Origin of the sequence: Galbitalea soli, from assembly GCF_010686725.1 — a bacterium.
Classification (GTDB): Bacteria; Actinomycetota; Actinomycetes; order Actinomycetales; family Microbacteriaceae; genus Galbitalea; species Galbitalea soli.
This window is the reverse complement of record NZ_JAAGWZ010000001.1, coordinates 1,109,964-1,127,391: the sequence shown is the minus strand read 5'-3', so window position 1 is coordinate 1,127,391 and position 17,428 is coordinate 1,109,964. Positions and strand designations below refer to the sequence as shown.

At 72.7% G+C, this 17,428-nt stretch carries 20 protein-coding genes; 6 read left to right on the top strand and 14 right to left on the bottom strand.

The annotated features are described in order from the left end of the window. The first annotated feature begins 70 nt into the window (after positions 1-70). Positions 71-1,006, top strand: a complete 936-nt coding sequence (locus G3T37_RS05320) for a 4-(cytidine 5'-diphospho)-2-C-methyl-D-erythritol kinase (RefSeq protein WP_163472382.1) — start codon at positions 71-73, stop codon at positions 1,004-1,006. A gap of 156 nt (positions 1,007-1,162) precedes the next feature. Here the strand turns inward: G3T37_RS05320 and G3T37_RS05315 are convergent, their stop codons facing one another. Then, positions 1,163-1,831, bottom strand: a complete 669-nt coding sequence (locus tag G3T37_RS05315; protein WP_163472381.1) for a hypothetical protein — start codon at positions 1,829-1,831, stop codon at positions 1,163-1,165. A 169-nt stretch (positions 1,832-2,000) separates the two neighbouring features. On the opposite strand from G3T37_RS05315, the gene G3T37_RS05310 reads away from it, so the two are divergent. Then, a complete protein-coding gene (locus G3T37_RS05310; protein WP_163472380.1) occupies positions 2,001-3,134 on the top strand; it encodes a ThiF family adenylyltransferase in 1,134 nt (377 codons plus the stop codon). Positions 3,135-3,145: 11 nt separating this feature from the next. Here the strand turns inward: G3T37_RS05310 and G3T37_RS05305 are convergent, their stop codons facing one another. The 6 genes from G3T37_RS05305 to G3T37_RS05280 are packed head-to-tail and all read right to left on the bottom strand — an operon-like array spanning position 3,146 to position 7,274. Further along, complete coding sequence (locus G3T37_RS05305) at positions 3,146-3,418, bottom strand: MoaD/ThiS family protein (RefSeq protein ID WP_163472379.1); 273 nt, start codon at positions 3,416-3,418, stop codon at positions 3,146-3,148. After that, a complete protein-coding gene (moaA, locus tag G3T37_RS05300; protein WP_163472378.1) occupies positions 3,418-4,515 on the bottom strand; it encodes a GTP 3',8-cyclase MoaA in 1,098 nt (365 codons plus the stop codon). Before moaA ends, G3T37_RS05305 begins: the two co-directional genes overlap by 1 nt. Positions 4,516-4,524: 9 nt before the next feature. Next, positions 4,525-5,268: an ABC transporter ATP-binding protein gene (locus G3T37_RS05295; protein ID WP_163472377.1), complete on the bottom strand. Its 744-nt coding sequence runs from the start codon at positions 5,266-5,268 to the stop codon at positions 4,525-4,527. Continuing rightward, complete coding sequence (gene modB / locus G3T37_RS05290) at positions 5,265-6,041, bottom strand: molybdate ABC transporter permease subunit (protein WP_338401191.1); 777 nt, start codon at positions 6,039-6,041, stop codon at positions 5,265-5,267. Before modB ends, G3T37_RS05295 begins: the two co-directional genes overlap by 4 nt. A gap of 34 nt (positions 6,042-6,075) precedes the next feature. Continuing rightward, a complete protein-coding gene (gene modA / locus G3T37_RS05285; protein ID WP_163472611.1) occupies positions 6,076-6,873 on the bottom strand; it encodes a molybdate ABC transporter substrate-binding protein in 798 nt (265 codons plus the stop codon). Positions 6,874-6,875: 2 nt separating this feature from the next. Then, entirely contained in the window at positions 6,876-7,274 is a 399-nt protein-coding gene (locus G3T37_RS05280) for a TOBE domain-containing protein (protein WP_163472375.1), read from the bottom strand. Between the two features lie 342 nt (positions 7,275-7,616). On the opposite strand from G3T37_RS05280, the gene G3T37_RS05275 reads away from it, so the two are divergent. Next, on the top strand, positions 7,617-8,192 hold the full coding sequence (locus tag G3T37_RS05275) for a hypothetical protein (RefSeq protein ID WP_163472374.1): 576 nt from the start codon (positions 7,617-7,619) through the stop codon (positions 8,190-8,192). 78 nt (positions 8,193-8,270) lie between these two features. On the opposite strand, the gene G3T37_RS05270 is transcribed toward G3T37_RS05275, so the two are convergent. Together G3T37_RS05270 and G3T37_RS05265 are read right to left on the bottom strand one after the other, a co-directional pair. After that, positions 8,271-8,633: a hypothetical protein gene (locus G3T37_RS05270; protein WP_163472373.1), complete on the bottom strand. Its 363-nt coding sequence runs from the start codon at positions 8,631-8,633 to the stop codon at positions 8,271-8,273. A gap of 9 nt (positions 8,634-8,642) precedes the next feature. Beyond that, the gene (locus G3T37_RS05265) at positions 8,643-10,031 is read right to left on the bottom strand and encodes a glycosyltransferase 87 family protein (RefSeq protein WP_163472372.1); all 1,389 of its coding nucleotides are present in this window, start codon (positions 10,029-10,031) and stop codon (positions 8,643-8,645) included. A gap of 63 nt (positions 10,032-10,094) precedes the next feature. Here G3T37_RS05265 and G3T37_RS05260 point away from each other — a divergent pair, with 63 nt between their 5' ends. Beyond that, the gene (locus G3T37_RS05260; RefSeq protein WP_241732096.1) at positions 10,095-11,408 is read left to right on the top strand and encodes a molybdopterin-dependent oxidoreductase; all 1,314 of its coding nucleotides are present in this window, start codon (positions 10,095-10,097) and stop codon (positions 11,406-11,408) included. Then, entirely contained in the window at positions 11,405-11,878 is a 474-nt protein-coding gene (locus G3T37_RS05255) for a hypothetical protein (protein ID WP_163472371.1), read from the top strand. The genes G3T37_RS05260 and G3T37_RS05255 overlap by 4 nt, the downstream gene beginning before the upstream one ends. Here the strand turns inward: G3T37_RS05255 and G3T37_RS05250 are convergent. Genes G3T37_RS05250 through G3T37_RS05240 form a run of 3 tightly spaced genes read right to left on the bottom strand, consistent with a single transcriptional unit; the run spans position 11,821 to position 13,828 of the window. Further along, positions 11,821-12,516, bottom strand: coding sequence for a class I SAM-dependent methyltransferase (locus tag G3T37_RS05250; protein WP_163472370.1), 696 nt, complete (start codon positions 12,514-12,516; stop codon positions 11,821-11,823). The two genes, G3T37_RS05255 and G3T37_RS05250, sit on opposite strands and share 58 nt — an antisense overlap. After that, positions 12,513-13,151 carry a TIGR04282 family arsenosugar biosynthesis glycosyltransferase gene (locus tag G3T37_RS05245; RefSeq protein ID WP_163472369.1) on the bottom strand — a complete coding sequence of 213 codons (639 nt, stop codon included), beginning with the start codon at positions 13,149-13,151 and terminating at the stop codon, positions 12,513-12,515. Before G3T37_RS05245 ends, G3T37_RS05250 begins: the two co-directional genes overlap by 4 nt. After that, the gene (locus G3T37_RS05240; protein WP_163472368.1) at positions 13,148-13,828 is read right to left on the bottom strand and encodes a glycosyltransferase family 2 protein; all 681 of its coding nucleotides are present in this window, start codon (positions 13,826-13,828) and stop codon (positions 13,148-13,150) included. Before G3T37_RS05240 ends, G3T37_RS05245 begins: the two co-directional genes overlap by 4 nt. 110 nt (positions 13,829-13,938) lie before the next feature. Between G3T37_RS05240 and G3T37_RS05235 the strand changes: the two genes are divergently transcribed. Beyond that, the gene (locus tag G3T37_RS05235) at positions 13,939-15,489 is read left to right on the top strand and encodes a molybdopterin-dependent oxidoreductase (RefSeq protein WP_338401190.1); all 1,551 of its coding nucleotides are present in this window, start codon (positions 13,939-13,941) and stop codon (positions 15,487-15,489) included. Here the strand turns inward: G3T37_RS05235 and G3T37_RS05230 are convergent. Beyond that, on the bottom strand, positions 15,477-16,547 hold the full coding sequence (locus G3T37_RS05230; RefSeq protein WP_163472367.1) for an NAD-dependent epimerase/dehydratase family protein: 1,071 nt from the start codon (positions 16,545-16,547) through the stop codon (positions 15,477-15,479). The two genes, G3T37_RS05235 and G3T37_RS05230, sit on opposite strands and share 13 nt — an antisense overlap. Then, the gene (locus G3T37_RS05225; protein ID WP_163472366.1) at positions 16,544-17,389 is read right to left on the bottom strand and encodes an MTAP family purine nucleoside phosphorylase; all 846 of its coding nucleotides are present in this window, start codon (positions 17,387-17,389) and stop codon (positions 16,544-16,546) included. The genes G3T37_RS05230 and G3T37_RS05225 overlap by 4 nt, the downstream gene beginning before the upstream one ends. Between the last annotated feature and the right edge of the window lie 39 nt (positions 17,390-17,428).

Sequence of the window (17,428 nt, the reverse complement as noted above, 5' to 3'; positions counted from 1 at the left end):
GTTCGATCGGTCGTGCGGCGGCCCGCGAAGGGTGTCACCGAGCCCTCTGCGGCTCGACTAGGTTGGTTGCATGACCTCCGTGGCCGCTCCGAAGATGGTGCACGCGAAGGCGCCCGGCAAGATCAATGTCTTCCTGAAGGTGGGCGCCCTTCTCGATGACGGCTACCACGACGTGGCCATCGCCTACCAGGCCGTCTCCCTCTACGAGGAGGTGCGCGCCTACCCGGCCGACGACTTCTCGGTGGAGGTCGCCGGCACCGTCGAACTGTCGCGGGTGCCGACGGACGGCTCCAACATCGCGATCAAGGCCGCGCGCCTGCTCGCCCGTCGCACCGGGTTCCGCGGTGGCGCGCACCTGGAGATCGGCAAGCACGTTCCCGTCACCGGCGGCATGGGCGGCGGTTCGGCGGATGCGGCGGCGACGCTCCTCGCCTGCGACGCGCTCTGGGGCACCGAGCTGCCCCGCGAGGAGATGCTGTCGCTCGCCGCCCAGCTGGGCGCGGATGTTCCCTTCGCCCTCACCGGCGGCACCGCGATCGGCACGGGTCGCGGCGATCAGTTGAGCCCGGCGCTCGCGCAGGGTCAGTTCCAGTGGGTGCTCGTCGTCGCCGATTTCGGGCTCTCGACCCCCGATGTCTACCGCGAACTCGACCGGCACCGGGAGCGTCACGCGCAGGACATCTTCCCCGCCGACCCGCAGCCGAGCGTCGACGCCAACGTGCTGCAGGCGCTGCGCGCGGGCGACCCGCACATGCTCGCCGAGACCCTCTACAACGATCTGCAGGCCCCGGCCCTGCACCTCGAGCCCTCGCTCGCCGGCGTGCTCGAACTGGGTGAGGCGAACGGCGCGCTCGCGGGCGTCGTCTCGGGCTCCGGCCCCACCGTCGCCTTCCTCGCCCCGGATCTCGACGGCGCGCTCGAACTGCAGATCGCGCTCAGCGCCGCGCGCCTGAACGTGGTGCGCGCCACCGGCCCGGTGCACGGCGCCCGGCTCGTCACCCAGTAGCGCGCCGGCCCTCCGAACGCGACGAAGCCCGTCACGCGGGGTTCGCGTGACGGGCTTCGTTCGAGGTCATCCGCTCCGGTGGGAGCGGCGACTCGGGGTGGTTCGGTGCACGGTGGTTCGTGCGGGTGCCAGCTGCGCCGGCGGGGTGCCGGTGACCTACTTGACGGTGATCTTGGCGACGCCCACGAGGAGCTTGTCGGTGACGGCCGTGGTGCCGAAGGTCTTGTCGAGCAGCGCGGCGGCGTCAGCCGAGACGTAGACCTCGGTGCCCTCGAGCACCGCGTTGCCGTCGGCGTCCTTGTAGAGCGGCTTGAGGGTCTGGCCGTGCAGGCTGAAGATGTATACGTTGTCGGCGACCTTCACGCCGTTGGCCGAGACGGTGCCCATGAGCTTGGAGGTACCCGGGTCGATCACGAAGTTGGTGAGCTGCACGGTCGTCTTGCCCGCGGTGAGCGAGATGCCCGAGCCGTTGTGGTCGATCTCACCCTGCACGTACGGGCGGTAGGACTGCTTCGGGTCGAAGTACTTGACGTTGCCGCCCGTGATCGGGAAGTGCAGCGCGCCGTCGGTCAGCGTCGCCGTTCCGATGACGCCGGGCGTGAGCTTCAGGCTCGTCAGCGCGGCGAGGAACCCGGGGTCGAGCGTGACCTGGGTGTCGACACCGGCGAGCGAGTCGATCTGGGCGATCGGCGTGGGCGAGGTGTTGGCGCTCGGCGTGCTCGCGCTGTCGCCGGAGGTCGACGCGGTGCTCGAGCAGGCGGCGAGTCCGCCGATGAGGAGCGCCGCGGAGGCGATGCTGATGGCGGTCTTCTGGAAGGTGCGCATGATGTCGTGATCCTTTGCGAGTTGGAGTGGTGCGGTTGTGCAGGGGGTTCGCCACCGTCACCCGGGGGGTTTGGTCCGGATGCTCGCCGTGACTCGTTCGTTACCAAACGGTCAGCCGGCGCCCAGTTTTCGCGGGCGGTTAAACTGGCGGTTCGTGAGGAGACGCAGCATGGGATCACTGCCGCCCGTCGTGCAGCCGGCCGACCGGCTCGACGACGACCAGGCCGAGCGATCGGCGCGCACCATCGCGCTGCCCGGTTTCGGCGCGATCGGCCAGGCGCGGCTCGCGGCGGCGCGCGTCCTCGTGCTGGGGGCGGGTGGCCTCGGCTCCCCGGTGCTGCAGTATCTGGCGGCGGCGGGAGTGGGCGTGATCGGCGTCGTGGACGACGATGTGGTCGACCGGTCGAATCTGCAGCGGCAGGTCATCCACCAGACGGCGAGTGTCGGCGAGGCGAAGACGGCCAGCGCCGCCCGGGCGATCGCGGCGCTCACGCCGCACGTCACCGTGCGGCAGCACGCCGTGCGACTGGACCGCGGCAACGCGCTCGCGCTCTTCGCCGAGTACGACCTGATCGTCGACGGCACCGACAACTTCAGCACGCGCTACCTCGCGAACGACGCCGCCGCGATCCTCCGCCTGCCCTACGTGTGGGGCTCGGTGCTGCGCTACGACGGGCAGGTCACCGTGTTCTGGGAGGGCGCACCGCATGACCGATCGCTCGACTACCGCGACCTGCACCCCGTGCCGCCCGCCCCCGGCGAGGTGCTCTCCTGCGCCGAGGCCGGGGTGCTCGCGACCGCCTGCGCGACGATCGGGGCGATGATGGCGACCGAGGCGATCAAACTCATCACCGGACTGGGCGAGCCGCTGCTCGGGCGCGTGCAGACCCTCGACGCGCTCTCCGGCAGCTGGGCCGAGTTCCGGCTCCGCCGCGCGCCGGGCCGCGTGCCGGTCGCCGAGCTCATCGACTACGAGGAGTTCTGCGGGGTCGAGCCCGCCGCCCCCACCGTGACCGCGGGGGAGCTGGCGTCGCTGCGCCAGTCCGGCGCGGTGCGGCTCGTCGACGTGCGCGAGCCCCACGAGCACGAGGCGGGCCACCTAGACGGCGACGAGCTGGTGCCGCTGGGAATCCTGCTGGATGACCCGCGCGGCGCGCTCGGCGACTCACCCGCGCTCGTCGTCGCCTACTGCGCGACGGGGGTGCGCTCGGCCCGTGCCGCGTCGGCCCTGCGCGCGGTCGGCCTCGACGCCGTGTCGCTCGCGGGCGGGTTCGCGGCGGTACCGGCGGGCGCGGGGCGCTGAGCCGGGCGCCCTCAGCCGCCGGCGAAGGGGGGCAGGGCATCCACGGTGTCGCCGGGCACGAGCGCGGTGTCGCGATCGGCCGTGATTCCGTTGCGCAGGAACGAGCACCGCGCGAGCACCCGCTCCGCACCCGCTCCGCGGTCGGGGGCGAGGGTGGGCTCCGTGAGCAGGGCGCGCAGCAGAGAGTCGATCGTGTCGCCCTCCGCGACCGCCAGCTCCAGCCGAGCGGTGCCGAGGGCAGCGCGCGCGGAGGCGAACAGCCTCACGATTACCGTGCCCGCCATCAGCCGCCGATCGCGCTCATCGTGCGCTCCGGCTGCACGAACCCCGCGGTGTCGAGGCCGTGTCCGGCCGGTTTCGCCCACATCGCCCCGCGCCACAGCTCGGCGAGCTCGTGGTCGCTCGCGCCCTCGCGCAGTGCGCTGAGCAGGCTCGTCTCCTGGTGCGAGAACAGACAGCTGCGCACGGCACCCTCCGAGGTGAGGCGGGTGCGGCGGCAGTCCCCGCAGAAGTTCTCGGTGACGGAGGCGATGATTCCCACCGTTCCGAGCTCGCGGGAGCCGTCGGGGGTGAGCACCCGGTAGAGCTCGGCGGGTGCTCCGTCGCGGGGCGCGGCGTCGGGCACGAGGGTGAAGCGCTCGGCGAGGCGGGCGCGGGTCTCGGCCGCGGTGACCATCGTCGTGCGCTCCCAGGAGTGGTCGGCATCCAGCGGCATCTGCTCGATGAAGCGCAACTGGTGCCCGCGCTCGATCGACCACGCCAGGAGCTCGGCCGCCTGATCGTCGTTCACGCCGCGAAGGAGCACGGCGTTGATCTTGACGGGCCGGAGCCCGGCGGCGGCGGCGGCATCGATGCCGGCGAGGACGCGGTCGAGGAAGGGGCGACGGGTGACCTCGAGGAAGGTCGCGGCGTGCACCGTGTCGAGGGAGACGTTGATGCGGTCGAGCCCCGCGGCCGCGAGCTCGGCGGCGCGGGAGGCCAGGCCGATCGCGTTGGTCGTAAGCGAGATCTCGGGACGCGGCTCGAGCCCCGCCACCGCCGCGATGATCTCCACCAGGTCTTTGCGCAGCAGCGGCTCGCCGCCGGTGAAGCGCACCTGACGCACGCCGAGGTCGCGCACGGCGATTCCGGCCAGACGGACGATCTCGTCTGCCTGCATCAGCCGGTCGGCGGGCTGGAAGGGCAGTCCCTCCGCCGGCATGCAGTAGGTGCAGCGCAGATTGCACTTGTCGGTGAGCGAGATGCGCAGATCGGTGGCCACGCGCCCGAAGCGGTCGAGGAGGGCGGATTCGCCCCGAGGTCGCGGGGCTCCGGCCACCGCATCCGCACCGGCAGCGGCGGCGGAGGCGGGCAGCGTGGGGATGCCCAGCGAAACACTCATGCTCCGAGGCTAGGCGATCCCGCCCCTCGATGCGGCGAACAGACTCTCGACATAGGCGTTCACGGGGGAGGCGACGAGCTCCGCGGGCACCCCGCGCTGCACGACACCGCCCTCTGCGAGCACGACGATCTCGTCGGCGAGTGCGAGAGCGTCTGCCGGATCGTGCGTCACGATAACCGTCGTGCCGCCGAAGGCGCGCAGCCGGGACCCGAGCTCCGCGCGCACCTCCTGCCGCGTCGTCACGTCGAGCGCGGCCATCGGCTCGTCGAGCAGCAGCACCGCCGGGTCGAGGATGAGCGCCCGCGCGAGCGCGACGCGCTGCGCCTGCCCGCCCGAGAGCAGGCCGGGTCGCACCCCCGCGAGTGCGCCGAGGTCGATCCGGTCGAGCCAGGCGCGGGCGCGCTCCAGCGCCTCACGATGGGGGAGTCCCTGCGCGGCCAGGCCGAAGGCGACGTTCTCCGCCGCGCTCAGGTGTGGGAAGAGCAGGTAGTCCTGAAACACCACCCCGGTGCCGCGCCGGGCCGGGGGCACGTGGATGCCCGCCTCGACGTCATCGAGCACCCGGTCACCCACCCGGATGTGCCCGGCGTCCGGTCGGATCAACCCGGCGAGGGTGCGCAGGGCGGTGGTCTTGCCGGAGCCGTTGGGACCCACGATCGCCGTGATCGTGTGGCGCGGCACCCGAAGCCGCAGGTCGAGGCGGAAGTCGCCGCGCCGGGCGACGAGGTGGGCGTCGAGGGCGGGGGTGGTCATCCGGTGAGCCCACCCACCCAGCGATCGCGCAGGCTCACGAGCACCGCGATGGAGACGGCGAGCAGCACGAGGGAGATGACGTACGCGGCGGGCGGGTCGGTCTCGAGCGCGAGATAGGCCGCGATCGGCATGGTGCGGGTGACCCCCGGGAAGTTGCCCGCGAAGGTGATGGTCGCCCCGAACTCGCCGAGCGCCCGCGCGAAGCACAGCACCGCACCCGCCACGACGCCCGGCGCGACGAGCGGGAGCGTCACCCGTCGGAAGATGTAGAACCGCGACGCGCCCAAGGTCTCGGCGGCGTCCTCCAGCCGCAGATCGGCGCCGCGCAGGGCGCCCTCCACCGCGAGCACGAGGAAGGGCAGGGCGACGAAGGTCTCGGAGAGGATCACCGCGGGGGTGGTGAACGGCAGCTGAATGCCGAACCACGCGTCGAGGTACTGGCCGAGCAGGCCGCGCCGGCCGAGCAGGAGCAGGAGGGCGACCCCACCGACGACGGGCGGCAGCACGAGCGGAATCGTCACGAGCGCGCGCAGCAGCCGGCGTAGCACGGGGTGCCAGCCGCCCGACCGCGCGAGTACCCAGGCGAGTGGGATGCCCAGCACGAGGCTGAGCGCGGTCGCGGCCAGCCCGCAGCCGAGCGACAGCCCCAGCGCCGATCCGATCTCGGGGGCGGCCAGGATCTCTCCCAGCTGACCCCACGGCACCCGCGCGAGGAGGGCGACGAGGGGGAGCACGAGGAAGGCGAGTCCGATCGCGGCGGGCACGACGAGCACCCCGGGGATGCGCGTGCCGCGGCCGTCGCCGCGCCTACTTCGTCGTGAAGCCCGCACGGTTCAGCACCGCCGCCCCGTGGGCGCCGCGCACGTAGGCGATGAAGGCGCTCGCGAGCGCCGCATTCTTGGAGGTGTCGATGCGGGCGATGGGGTAGTCGTTCACCGCCTGGGCGGCCTCCGGGAACGGGATGCCCTCGACCGCGGCCCCGGCGGCGAGCACGTCCGTGTGGTAGACGAGCGCCGCATCCACCTCGCCGAGCGCGACCTTCGCGAGGGCCGACTTCACGTCGGGTTCGAGGGTGTCGGGCTTGTCGGCGATGCCCGTCTTCGCGAAGATCGCGGCAGCGGCGGCGCCGCAGGGCACCTCGGGCGCGCACAGTGCGATGGTGAGCTGCGGCTTGGCGAAGTCGGCGAGCCCCGTCACCCTGCCCGGGTTGCCCCTGGGCACGGCGATCTCGAGCGTGTTGCTCACGAACACGGCGGGGTCGCTCGCTAGGTGTGCGTCGGTCACCGTCGTCATGGTGGCCGGGCTCGCGGCGGCGAAGACGTCGACGGGTGCACCCGCGACGATCGCGGTCGCGAGGGCGGAGCTTCCGCCGAAGTTGAGGGTGACCGTGGTGCCCGGGTGGGCGGCCTCGAACTGTGTCGCGATCTCGGTGAAGGTGCCGGTGAGGGATGCCGCCGCGTCGACGACGATCGTGCCGTGCAGGGCGGCGGGAGAGGAGCTCGGGCCGGGGGAGCCCGCGCCGGCCGGGCTCGCGCACCCTGCCAGCAGCGAGACGGCGGAGACCGCGATGACGAGTCCGGCGACGCTCGACCGCAGGGTGCGCATCCTCACGCGAGGGACACCGAGACGGAGGTGGCCTTCACGCTCGCGGAGGCGACGGTGCCCACCTCGAGCCCGAGTTCGTCGACCGCCTCGCGGCTGATGAGCGAGACGATGCGGAAGGGGCCGGCCTGCAGCTCGACCTGGGCCATCACCGTGTCCTTGGTCACGCGCGTGACGATCCCGCGCAGCTGGTTGCGCGCCGAGGTGTGCGCCGGGGTGCTGCTCGCCACACCGTCGGCGGCGAGCTCCTGCATGAGGTGCGCGAGCTCGGCACCGTCGACCGTGCGCGGACCGTCCTCCGGAGCGCTCAGCGCGAGCCGCCCGGCCTCCGCCCACCGCCGGATCGTGTCGTCGCTCACGCCGACGAGAGCGGCGGCCTCGCTGACCCGGATGCGATTGCTCATGGAGCGAGCGTAGCCGATTCCCGCACATGCGGAAAAATAAGCGGGCAGAGCCCGCAATCACGGCAGCAGTCACCCGCGGGTGGCGCCTGCGGTGCATCCTTGTCCACCCGAGTGGGGACTGGCGTGATGGCTCGCGCGACCGATAGCGTGTGCGAAATGGGTCGTTGAGGCATTGTCAGAACGATTCCACGCTCACCGTCATCGAGAGATCGGCCCGGAAGTACATGGTCAGGCCCCTTCGCCGGCGATCGGCGTCCCGAGCGTCAGATGACGAGTGAGAATGACGCGGCGACCTCGACCGCATCCGCAGCCGTCGGCCCGTCTCCCTGCGTTCGGGTTGTCGTGGGCGTCGCGATCTGCCTTGTGCTCGTCGCCGCGCTGGTGTGGCAATTCACCGTGATCCCGTCGGGGTCCCTGTGGCTCGCGCTGCCCGTCACCATCACCATTCTGGCGCTGATGACCATGATCCCCATCACGGTCGCCGCACCGACAAAATTTCGGCAACGCGTCGCACTCGCGGAATTGGAGCGCCAAGCGGGTGCAGAATTCTGGGCGACGTGGCTGCTTCGGTATGAGGCCAGGAAGCTCACGAACCACGGGACCATCACGGAGGCGGCGCGTGGCAGGGTTCTCGGCCGTGGCCTGTACTACTTCGCGATCATCGGCGGGCGGCTCACCTTCTGGGTCGATGACGGCGACCGGTTCACCGAGGTGGTGACATTCCTGCCGACTCAGATCAAGCGCTTCTGGCGCGCAAACCTGCGCCCGACGTACGTGTATATCGACGCCGGGGATGGTCCACCAGACCCACGCCCCATCGCGCTGAAGTCAAGCAAGGGCCGATGGAAGTCGACGATCCTCGACCGCGAGAACTCGTTCATCCGCCTCAACGAATGGCTCCTCGGCCGGCAGGGGTGACCCGACGAAGCCACCCCGGGGGAGGAGGACACGCGGGGCTGGTGTGCAGCAGCGAGTCCACCCACGCACGCCCCGGTCTCAGGCGCCGTCGGCCGCCACGGCCGCCGTCGGGGCGGAGTCGGGCGCGATGGCGACCGGCTCCTCGATGACGAGCAGGCGCTTCTGCCCTGCCTCCTCGGCGCTCACGCGAGACCGCAGGGATGACCGCCAGACCCGCTCCTCGTCGATCGCCCAGCCCTCCCGGCCGTCGTCGTCGATCTCGACGGCCGACAGCAGTTCGCTGACTCGGGCGTAATCCTCATCGTTCAGGTCATCGAAGGGAGCGAGTGGCCAGAGCGCGAGGGCGGTGTCGTCGTCGCCCGCCCAGATCTCGAGGTTCCAGGATTCCCCGGGCTCGTACCAGGTGATCGTGGCGTGGGTGACAGCGGGATAGAGGGCCATAGCGCGAGCCTAGCGACCGAAGCCGCCCCGCAGTCGGAACCATTCGCGACGCGGTGGTCCGCTGCGGGCCAGCCCGACGAGCACGATGAGCGTGATCGCGAGCAGTTCGCCCACGCGAAGCACCACGAGGTGCGGTTCGAGCTGTCTCGCGAGCAGGGCGAGCGGCACGGCGAGCCACTCCCACCGGCCCGACATCGCCACGAAGGGCACGAGCAGCAGCCCGTACCAGGGGTAGCGCGGCGACACGATGAGCAGAGTGACGCCGATCATCACGAGCTGCCCCACCCAGGGCGCCCGGGGGTCGGTCTTCAGCGCGACGAGAACCGCGAGGACCACCAGCAGCACGGCCGCGACCACGAACGCCGTGCGCCCCCGCGCCACGACCGAGATCAGTGCGAACCGACTGCCGTCGTCGTAGCCTTCCTCGCTCAGGTAGCCGGGCAGATACCCGAGCACGGCGGGGCCGCTCGAGATCAGGTACGGCAGGTACAGCAGCAGGAAGGTGGTGACGGAGGCGATGACGAGCTTCCACGGCTGGCGTCGCAGCAGGGCGGGCACTCCGATCACGGGAATGAGCTTCGTCGCGATGGCCGCCCCGAGCGCGACCCCGCCCGACCAGCGCTGCCCGGTGGCGACGGCGAGGGTCGCGACGAGCAGGAGGCCCGCGCCCACGGAGTCGATGTGCGAGTTGGTGACCGCCTCCCCGGCGACGAGCGGGCACCACGCCCACAGCGCGGCCCAGCGCGGGTCGAGTCCGCGGCGCCGCAGGGCGAGCAGCAGGATGACCGTGATCCCCAGGCTCGCGAGCAGACCGAGCAGCTGCATCGGCCAGTACCCCGCCTCGCGCGGCACGAGGGCGCGCACCCCCGCGAAGAGCAGTTCGGCGGTCGGTGGGTAGATCGTCGGGACCGTGGCGCGGTTGATGGCGGTGCAGACGAGGGTGGCCCCGCCGGGCTCGGTCGACGCCATGATGCGCGCGGCGGGCCCCGGGCATCCCACCGTTCCGTCGGCCCGGGTGACGGGCGCGGGGAACAGCCAGGAGGGACGCAGCGCGGCGAGCGCGGGGTCGGTCGGCACATGGGCGTAGGGGGAGATGCCCGCGTTCTGCACGATGCCGTCCCAGGCGTATCGCGCCGAGTCGGTGCTGGTGTTGGGCGGGCCCGCCATCGCCGCGCCCCCGATGGCGACCGCCCCGACGAGCACGAGGGTGACCGCCGCGCGGGTGGGCACGCGCCGCAGGAGCCACACCGCGAGTGCGAAGAGCAGCCAGCTGCCGCCGATCATGAGCGGGAGCGTGACGCGATCGCGCGAGGAGTCGTAGAACGGCAGCACCGTCACCGCCAGCGCGGTCAGCACGGCGAGCGCCGCGACGGCGATGGCGGTGAGGACGGTGCGCACGGTGTCATCCTGACCCACCCGACCCGTCGCGCGCGCCTCCCGCTCCGAACGCTCTGCAGAAGGATGCCGCGCTTCCGCGGCGGGATGAGGCTCATGCACCGGCTGCTGCACGGCATTCGACAGGCGCTCCAGTCGCCGTCACGCACCACCCGCACCGCGGTGGTGCTCGGCCGGCTGCTCGGCGCTGCCTTCCTCCTGTGCTTCGCGACGGGCCTGTACAGCCACTTCCTGCAGAACCCGCTGCCGTGGATGACCTTCCCCACCCGCCCCACCTGGCTCTACCAGCTCACCCAGGGGGTGCACATCACGGCGGGCCTCGTGTGCCTGCCGCTGATCCTCGGCAAGCTGTACGCCGTCTATCCCGAGCTCTTCCGCACCCCGCCCATCACGGGGTTGCGCAGTCTGCTCGAGCGCGCCTCGATCGCGCTGCTGGTCGCGGCGTCGCTCGTCGAGATCGCGATCGGGCTGCTCAACACCTACCAGTGGTACCGGCTGTTCCCGTTCCCGTTCCGGCAGACCCACTTCGCGCTCTCCTTCGTGATCATCGGGTCGCTCGCCATCCACATCGCGGTGAAGCTCGACCTGATCGCGTTGCACTGGCGACGCCCGGCGGCGGGCGTGGAGGCCGCGGCGCCCGCGCCCGCAGCGGCGGTCGGCGCGGTGACGCCGGCGGCCGCGGGGGCGGCGACCAGGGCGCCCGCGCGCCGCGGCGACGCCGGGCGCGGCGTGACCGGCCGCGTCTTCGCCTGGATCGACCGCACCCCCGCCCCGCGCTCGCCCCGCGTGAGCCGCCGCGGCTTCCTCACCACGATCGGCGTCGCCTCCGCGACGCTCGTCGCGCTCACCGCGGGCCAGTCGTTCCGCCCGCTCGACGCGCTCACCGTCTTCGCCCCGCGCAAGCCCGGCGTCGGCCCCGGTGGCCTGCCCGTCAACCGCACGGCCGCGGCGGCCCGCGTGACGGAGACCGCGCGGGCGGGCGACTGGGCGCTCACGGTGATGGCGGGCGGGTCATCCCGAGCCCTCAGCCTCGCCGATTTGCGCAGCCTGCCGCAGCACACCGTGAGCCTGCCGATCGCCTGCGTGGAGGGCTGGAGCCAGCTCGCCGAATGGCAGGGCGTGCGGGTGAAAGATCTGCTGGCTCTCGTCGGGTCGCCCGCGTCGGTGCGGGTGCGCGTGCGCAGCCTCGAGCAGGGGTCGCTCTACGCGATGTCCGAGCTGGAGCCGGAGTTCGTGCGCGACGACCTCACGCTCATCGCCCTGCGGCTGAACGGGCACGTGCTCGACCTCGATCACGGCTACCCCGCCCGACTCATCGCGCCCGCCCGCCCGGGCGTGCTGCAGACCAAGTGGCTGAGCACCGTGGAGGTCATCGGATGATCGTGCCCCCGACCCGGCGAACCGTCGCGCGCCTGGCGCTCGTGCTCCTCGGCCTTGCCCTGCTCGCCACGGGCGCGCTCGCGCTCGTCGCCGGGGTGGCCCCGAAGCACTGGCCGGGAATCCTCGCCTGGTTCGCCGGGGCGATCGTCGTTCACGACGCGCTCATCGCGCCCGCCGTGTTCCTCGTCACGCTGCTGCTCCGCCGCGTCGGCGCACGGCTGCCCGCGGCGGTCGTCGCCATCGTGCAGGGCGCGCTCGTTATCGGGGGCATCGTCAGTCTCGTGGTGGTGCCCGAGATCATCAAGCGATCGATCGGCACCCTCAGTTCGTCGATCCTGCCCCTCGACTACGGCGTGAACCTCGCGGTCTTCCTGGGCGTGCTCGCCGCGGTGACCGCGATCGTGGCGGTCGGTTACGCGCGGCTCTTCGCCAGCCGGCAGAAGGTGCGGCCGTCGGCCGACCAGCACTGACGCGCGACGAGCCCGAGGCCCGCGGCGCGCCGCAGCAGTCCCTCCGCCCCGATCTCGGCCCAGGGGAAGGAGGCGCTGCGCTCGCCGTGCGCGTCGGCCAGCTGGCCGAGGAAGGTCCGGTCGCGCCGCGGGTCGGCGTGCACCTCCACCACGATCTCGCCGTCGGCGACCGCGAGTTCGGCGCAGCGGGCGAGCAGGGCGGTCACGTCGCCGCCGATCCCGATGTTGCCGTCGACGAGGAGCACGGTCTGCCAGGTGCCGGCACCCGGCACCTCGGCGTCGAAGACGGAGCACAGAGCGACCGGGAGCTGAGCCGCGCGGCCGATCTCGATGGCGGCGGGGGAGACGTCGATGCCGAGCACCCCGAGACCGAGCTCGGCCGCGGCGCGCACCATGCGGGCCGGACCGCAGCCCACGTCGAGCACCGGTCCGCGCACCGAGGCGAGGAGCGTGCGGTCGACGAGGTCGGCGTCGGCGTTCCAGCGGTCGACGTTCATCTCGATCGCGGCGGGGCGTGCCCCACGGCGACGAGCGCCCGGGCGGAACTCGTGCAGGTAGAGGAGGGCGCCGGTGTGCCCGCGCAGTGCCCGGGCGTAGGGCTCGGCACCGCCCGAGCCGAAAGTCGTGGCAAGACTCATCGGGTGACCTCCGTCAGGAATCCGGTGAGGGCGGCGGCGAATCGGCTGCTCGGCGCAAGCTCGGCGACCTCCTCGGCGTCGGCGATCGTGTCCACATCGGTGAGCATCGGGAGGGCGCCGACCCGCAGACCCGCCACGTGCAGACGCTCCAGCTGACGGGCTCCCGTGTCGTCCTGCGACATGGGGATGCCCCGCAGCAGTGCGCCGTCCGGACGGGCGAGCGCGAGCGACCAGAAGCCGCCGTCGTTCGCCGGCCCGAACCAGGCGTCGAGGGGGCCGTCGTCGTCGGACCACGCCCCGAATACGGGCGCCAGATCCGTCGGGCGCAGCTGCGGCGTGTCCATGCCGATGAGCACGGTCGGGCCGGAGCACACGTCGAAGACCGCCGCAAGCCGCTCGTCGAGACCGCCCGACACCTGCGGCACGACCTCGAAGGCCTCGGCGCCCGGGGGCAGCAGCGAGCCGTCGAAGCACAGGATGCGGCGGGAGAAGGGCAGAGACGCCACGGTCGCGATCGTGTCGGCGAGGGCGGCGGCGGCGAGCTCGGCCGCCTGCTCGAGGCTGAGCGGCGGGTGCAATCGCGTCTTCACCCGACCGGGCACGGTCTCCTTTGCGATCAGGATCAGCGTCGTCATCGGGTGGCCAGCAGTCGGGACATGTCGGAGACGGCGGTCATCGTGCCGCGGAGGGTTCCGGTCACCTTGGAGCGACCGACGCGCGGGGCGTAGGGGGTGTCCACCTCGACGACGCGCCAGCCGGCGGCACTCGCGCGGAGCACCGCCTCGAGCGGGTAGCCGCTGCGGCGGTCGCTGAGGTGGAGGCCGAGCATCCCCTCGCGGCGGGCGGCGCGCATGGGGCCGAGGTCGTGGAGGGCGAGGCCGGTGGCGCGACGCAGCAGCAGGGCGAGTGCGCGGTTGGCGACGCGGGCGTGCACGGGCCAGGCGCCGGCGGTCGTCGGGCGACGACGGCCGAGAGCGAGCTCGGCGACGCCGTCGCGTACCGGGTCGACGACGAGGGGCAGGTCGCGCGGGTCCATCGAGGCGTCCGCGTCGCAGAAGGCGACGAGGGGTGCGGTCGCCGCCACGAGTCCCGCGTGTGCGGCCGCCCCGAAGCCCCGGCGGCTCTCTGCGACCACGAGCGCCCCGTGGGCGCGCGCCACCGCGGCGGAGTCGTCGGTCGAGCCGTTGTCGACCACGATCGCGCGGTAGCCCTCGGGTAGTCGGGAGAGCACCCAGGGCAGGGCGGCCGCCTCGTTGAGACAGGGGAGGATCACGTCGACGGCGGTGCCATCGGGGTGCCGGGAGTCGCGCATGCCACTGGTTCGGAGCCGTGACCGCCGTGGGTGGCCCGCAACACCCGAGATTGCTGTGAATCCTGCGGAGCCCGCGCGGCGGGGCGCGCTGCGGGTCGTATCGTGATGCCGTGACGACGCGCGCGAGCAGCACCCTGCAGGAGGCCGTCGTCGGCGTCCTGGCGGGGGCGGCCACCCTCGCGACCGCGTTCCTCCTCGCCGCGGTGACGCACCTCAGCAATCCCGTCGTGGCGGTCGGCTCCCTGCTCATCGATCTCGCCCCGCCGGGGGTGAAGACCGTGGTGATCGCGCTCTTCGGCACGGGCGACAAACTGTTTCTGATCGTGCTGCTGGGGGTGGTCATCCTCGCCCTCTCGGTCGTCGTCGGAATCCTGCAGCTGCGACGCGAACCGCTCGGGCTTCTCCTGCTGCTGATCGTGGCCTTCATCGCCACCCTCGCCTCGGCCACGCGCGCCGGGGCGACCGTGCTGAGTATCGTGCCGCCCGTCGCCGGTGCGATCGTCGGGTGCCTCGTGCTGCGCGCCGCCGCGCGCCGCCTCACCACCTGGCGGGCGACTCAGGCCCCCGAGGCCCCAGCCGGGCGCGCGGGTCTCGCGCGGCGCAGCTTCCTGCAGTACTCGGGCCTGACCGCCGCCGCCTCGATCGCCGGACTCGTCGTCGGCGGCGTGGTCTCGGGTGCCGGCACCGCCGCGAGCGCGGTGCGCCGCGCCATCCAGCTGCCCGCGCCCGCCTCGCCGGCACCGCCCGTGCCCGCCGCTGCCGACCTCGCCATCGACGGCCTCACGCCGTATCTCGTGCCGAACGGCCAGTTCTACCGCATCGACACCGCCCTCGTGGTGCCCACCGTCGACGCCGAGAAGTGGTCGTTGCGGATCACCGGGATGGTGGAGAACGAGGTGACGATCACCTTCGCCGAACTGCTCGCGCTGCCCCTGCAGGAGCGGATCATCACGCTCACCTGCGTCTCGCAGGAGATCGGCGGCGACCTGATCGGCAACGCCCGCTGGCTGGGGTATCCCATCCGCGAGCTGCTCGCCCGCGCCCGGCCGACCGCCGGCGCCGACATGGTGCTCTCCACGAGCGTCGACGGCTTCACCGCGGGCACCCCGCTGCAGGTGCTGCAGGATCCGGCCCGCGACTCACTGCTTGCGGTGGGGATGAACGGCCAGCCGCTTCCCCTCGAGCACGGCTTCCCCGTGCGGATGGTCGTCCCCGGGCTCTACGGCTACGTCTCCGCGACCAAGTGGGTCGTCGAGCTGAAGGTCACCACCTTCGCGAAGGACCAGGGCTACTGGACCCCGCGCGGCTGGTCGGCGCTCGGCCCGGTCAAGCTCTCCTCGCGCATCGACACGCCCACGAACGGGATCTCGGTGAGCGCCGGTCGGGTCGTCGTCGCCGGCGTCGCATGGGCCCAGCACACCGGCATCTCGCGGGTGCAGCTGCGCGTGGACGACGGTCCGTGGCAGGACGCTGCGCTCGCCGAGCTCGTCACCGTCGACTCCTGGCTGCAGTGGAGCTACGTCTGGCAGGCGACCGCGGGCCAGCACCGCCTGACCGTGCGGGCGACGGACGCGAACGGGCTCGTGCAGACCGCCGCCTACGCCGACCCGGCGCCCAACGGGTCGACCGGGCTGCACAGCATCACGGTTCAGGTGGCCTGAGCGCGCACCGCCGCCCGCAGCGGTGCGGAGGCGAACTCGCGCATGCCGTCGTCGAACGCGATCGCCGGTCGCCAGCCCAGCTCCGCGCGCAGCCGGGCGGAGGACGCCGTGATGTGCCGCACATCGCCGAGGCGGTACTCGCCGGTGACGATCGGGGCGAGCCCGCCCGCGTGCCGGCTCAGGCTGCCGGCGAGCTCGCCGATCGCGTGCACCTCGCCGCTGCCCACGTTGTAGGCGCGCGAGACGCCCGCCTCGCCCCCCTCGGCCCGCGTCGCGTCGAGCGCCGCCAGATTCGCCGAGGCGACATCGGCGACGTGCACGAAGTCGCGTCGCTGGCGGCCGTCTTCGAACACCCGCGGCGCCTCACCGCGCTCGATCGCCGAGCGGAACAGCGACGCGACGCCGGCGTAGGGCGTGTTCTGCGGCATGCCCGGCCCGTAGACGTTGTGGTAGCGGAGGGCGACCACGCGGCCGCCGGTGCTGCGCGCCCAGCTGGTGGCGAGGTGCTCCTGCGTGAGCTTGCTGATGGCGTAGACGTTGCGCGGGTCGAGCGGGTCATCCTCGTCGATGAGCTCGGGCGCGAGGGGTTCGCCGTTGGCGCCCACGGGGTCGAAGCGGCCGGCGTCGAGGTCGGCGAGCCGACGGGGCGCGGGGCGGGTGCGGCCGGACGCGCCGCGATAGGCGCCCTCGCCGTAGACCACCATCGAGCTCGCGAGCACCAGCCGGTGCACGCCCGCCGCTGCCATCGCCGCGAGCAGCACGGCCGTGCCCAGTTCGTTGGACGACACGTAGTCGGGCGCGTCGGAGAAGTCGACGCCGAGGCCCACCTTCGCGGCCTGGTGGCAGACCGCCTCCACCCCGCGCAGCGCCTCGCCGACCACGGCCGCGTCGCGCACGTCGCCGCGCACGAACTCCACCCGCGGGTCGAGCCGCGGCTCGCCGCCGTGCACGTCGGCTCGCAGCGAGTCGAGCACGCGCACCGACTCGCCACGGGCCAGGGCCGCGTCGACGATCGCGCCGCCGATGAATCCGGCGCCGCCCGTGACCAGCAGGGTCACGCGTCGGCCCCCGCGGAGAGCACGGGTCGCGCCAGCACCTCGGCCACCGCATCGGCGGGGATGATCGACAGACCGGCGTAGTCGGCGGGCAGCGCGCGGATGATCACCTCGAGGGCCGCGATGATGCGGGGCTGGGCATCCCGCAGCCGTCGCAGAACCAGCTCATGGCTCACCGCGTTCTCAGGGTCGTGGGCGGGGGCGAGCCCGGCATCGCTGTCGGTGACGAAGGAGAGGTTGACCGTGCCGATGCCGAGCTCCGAGGCGAGCGGAACCTCCGGCACCATGGTCATGTTCACGGTGTGCGCGCCCGCGGCGGCGAACCACAGCGACTCCGCCCGGGTGGAGAAGCGCGGCCCCTGCACGACGACGACCGTGCCGCTGCGCGCGAAGGTCTCGCCCGCCGCGTCGAGCGCGCGTGCGGCGATCTCGTGCAGCTCGGGGTCGAAGGGGTCGGCGGAGGCGAGGTGCTGCACCCGGCCGCGGTCGTAGAAGGTGTCGGGCCGGCCGTGCGTGCGGTCGATGTACTGGTCGGTGAGCACGAGCGTGCCCGGCGGGTAGTCGGCGCTTACCCCGCCCACGGCCGAGCTGGAGAGGATGGTGGTGACCCCGATCGAGGCGAGCGCCCAGATGTTCGCGCGGTAGTTGATGAGGTGCGGCGGCACCGAGTGATCGGCCCCGTGACGGGTGAGGAACGCGACCGGCCGGCCGCCGAGCTCGCCGACGGTGACCGCGACCGGGCCGTAGGGGGTGTCGACGGTGTGGACAGTGGAGTCGGCCGGATCGAACAGGCGGTACAGGCCCGAGCCGCCGATGACGGCGACGGTGGCGCGCGGAGTGGTCATGCGCCCATCCTCCCATCGCCGCCTGAACCGGCGGCCTGC

Coding starts and splice junctions, on each gene's coding strand:
- G3T37_RS05270 (WP_163472373.1), bottom strand. CDS start 8,633: ATGGCCCTCTATCCCGCTGTCACCCACGCCACGATCACCTGGTACGAG.
- G3T37_RS05310 (WP_163472380.1), top strand. CDS start 2,001: ATGGGATCACTGCCGCCCGTCGTGCAGCCGGCCGACCGGCTCGACGAC.
- G3T37_RS05225 (WP_163472366.1), bottom strand. CDS start 17,389: ATGACCACTCCGCGCGCCACCGTCGCCGTCATCGGCGGCTCGGGCCTG.
- G3T37_RS05260 (WP_241732096.1), top strand. CDS start 10,095: ATGCCGCGCTTCCGCGGCGGGATGAGGCTCATGCACCGGCTGCTGCAC.
- G3T37_RS05240 (WP_163472368.1), bottom strand. CDS start 13,828: ATGCGCGACTCCCGGCACCCCGATGGCACCGCCGTCGACGTGATCCTC.
- G3T37_RS05255 (WP_163472371.1), top strand. CDS start 11,405: ATGATCGTGCCCCCGACCCGGCGAACCGTCGCGCGCCTGGCGCTCGTG.
- modA (WP_163472611.1), bottom strand. CDS start 6,873: ATGCGCACCCTGCGGTCGAGCGTCGCCGGACTCGTCATCGCGGTCTCC.
- G3T37_RS05320 (WP_163472382.1), top strand. CDS start 71: ATGACCTCCGTGGCCGCTCCGAAGATGGTGCACGCGAAGGCGCCCGGC.
- G3T37_RS05245 (WP_163472369.1), bottom strand. CDS start 13,151: ATGACGACGCTGATCCTGATCGCAAAGGAGACCGTGCCCGGTCGGGTG.
- G3T37_RS05295 (WP_163472377.1), bottom strand. CDS start 5,268: ATGACCACCCCCGCCCTCGACGCCCACCTCGTCGCCCGGCGCGGCGAC.
- G3T37_RS05280 (WP_163472375.1), bottom strand. CDS start 7,274: ATGAGCAATCGCATCCGGGTCAGCGAGGCCGCCGCTCTCGTCGGCGTG.
- G3T37_RS05305 (WP_163472379.1), bottom strand. CDS start 3,418: ATGGCGGGCACGGTAATCGTGAGGCTGTTCGCCTCCGCGCGCGCTGCC.
- G3T37_RS05250 (WP_163472370.1), bottom strand. CDS start 12,516: ATGAGTCTTGCCACGACTTTCGGCTCGGGCGGTGCCGAGCCCTACGCC.
- G3T37_RS05315 (WP_163472381.1), bottom strand. CDS start 1,831: ATGCGCACCTTCCAGAAGACCGCCATCAGCATCGCCTCCGCGGCGCTC.
- moaA (WP_163472378.1), bottom strand. CDS start 4,515: ATGAGTGTTTCGCTGGGCATCCCCACGCTGCCCGCCTCCGCCGCCGCT.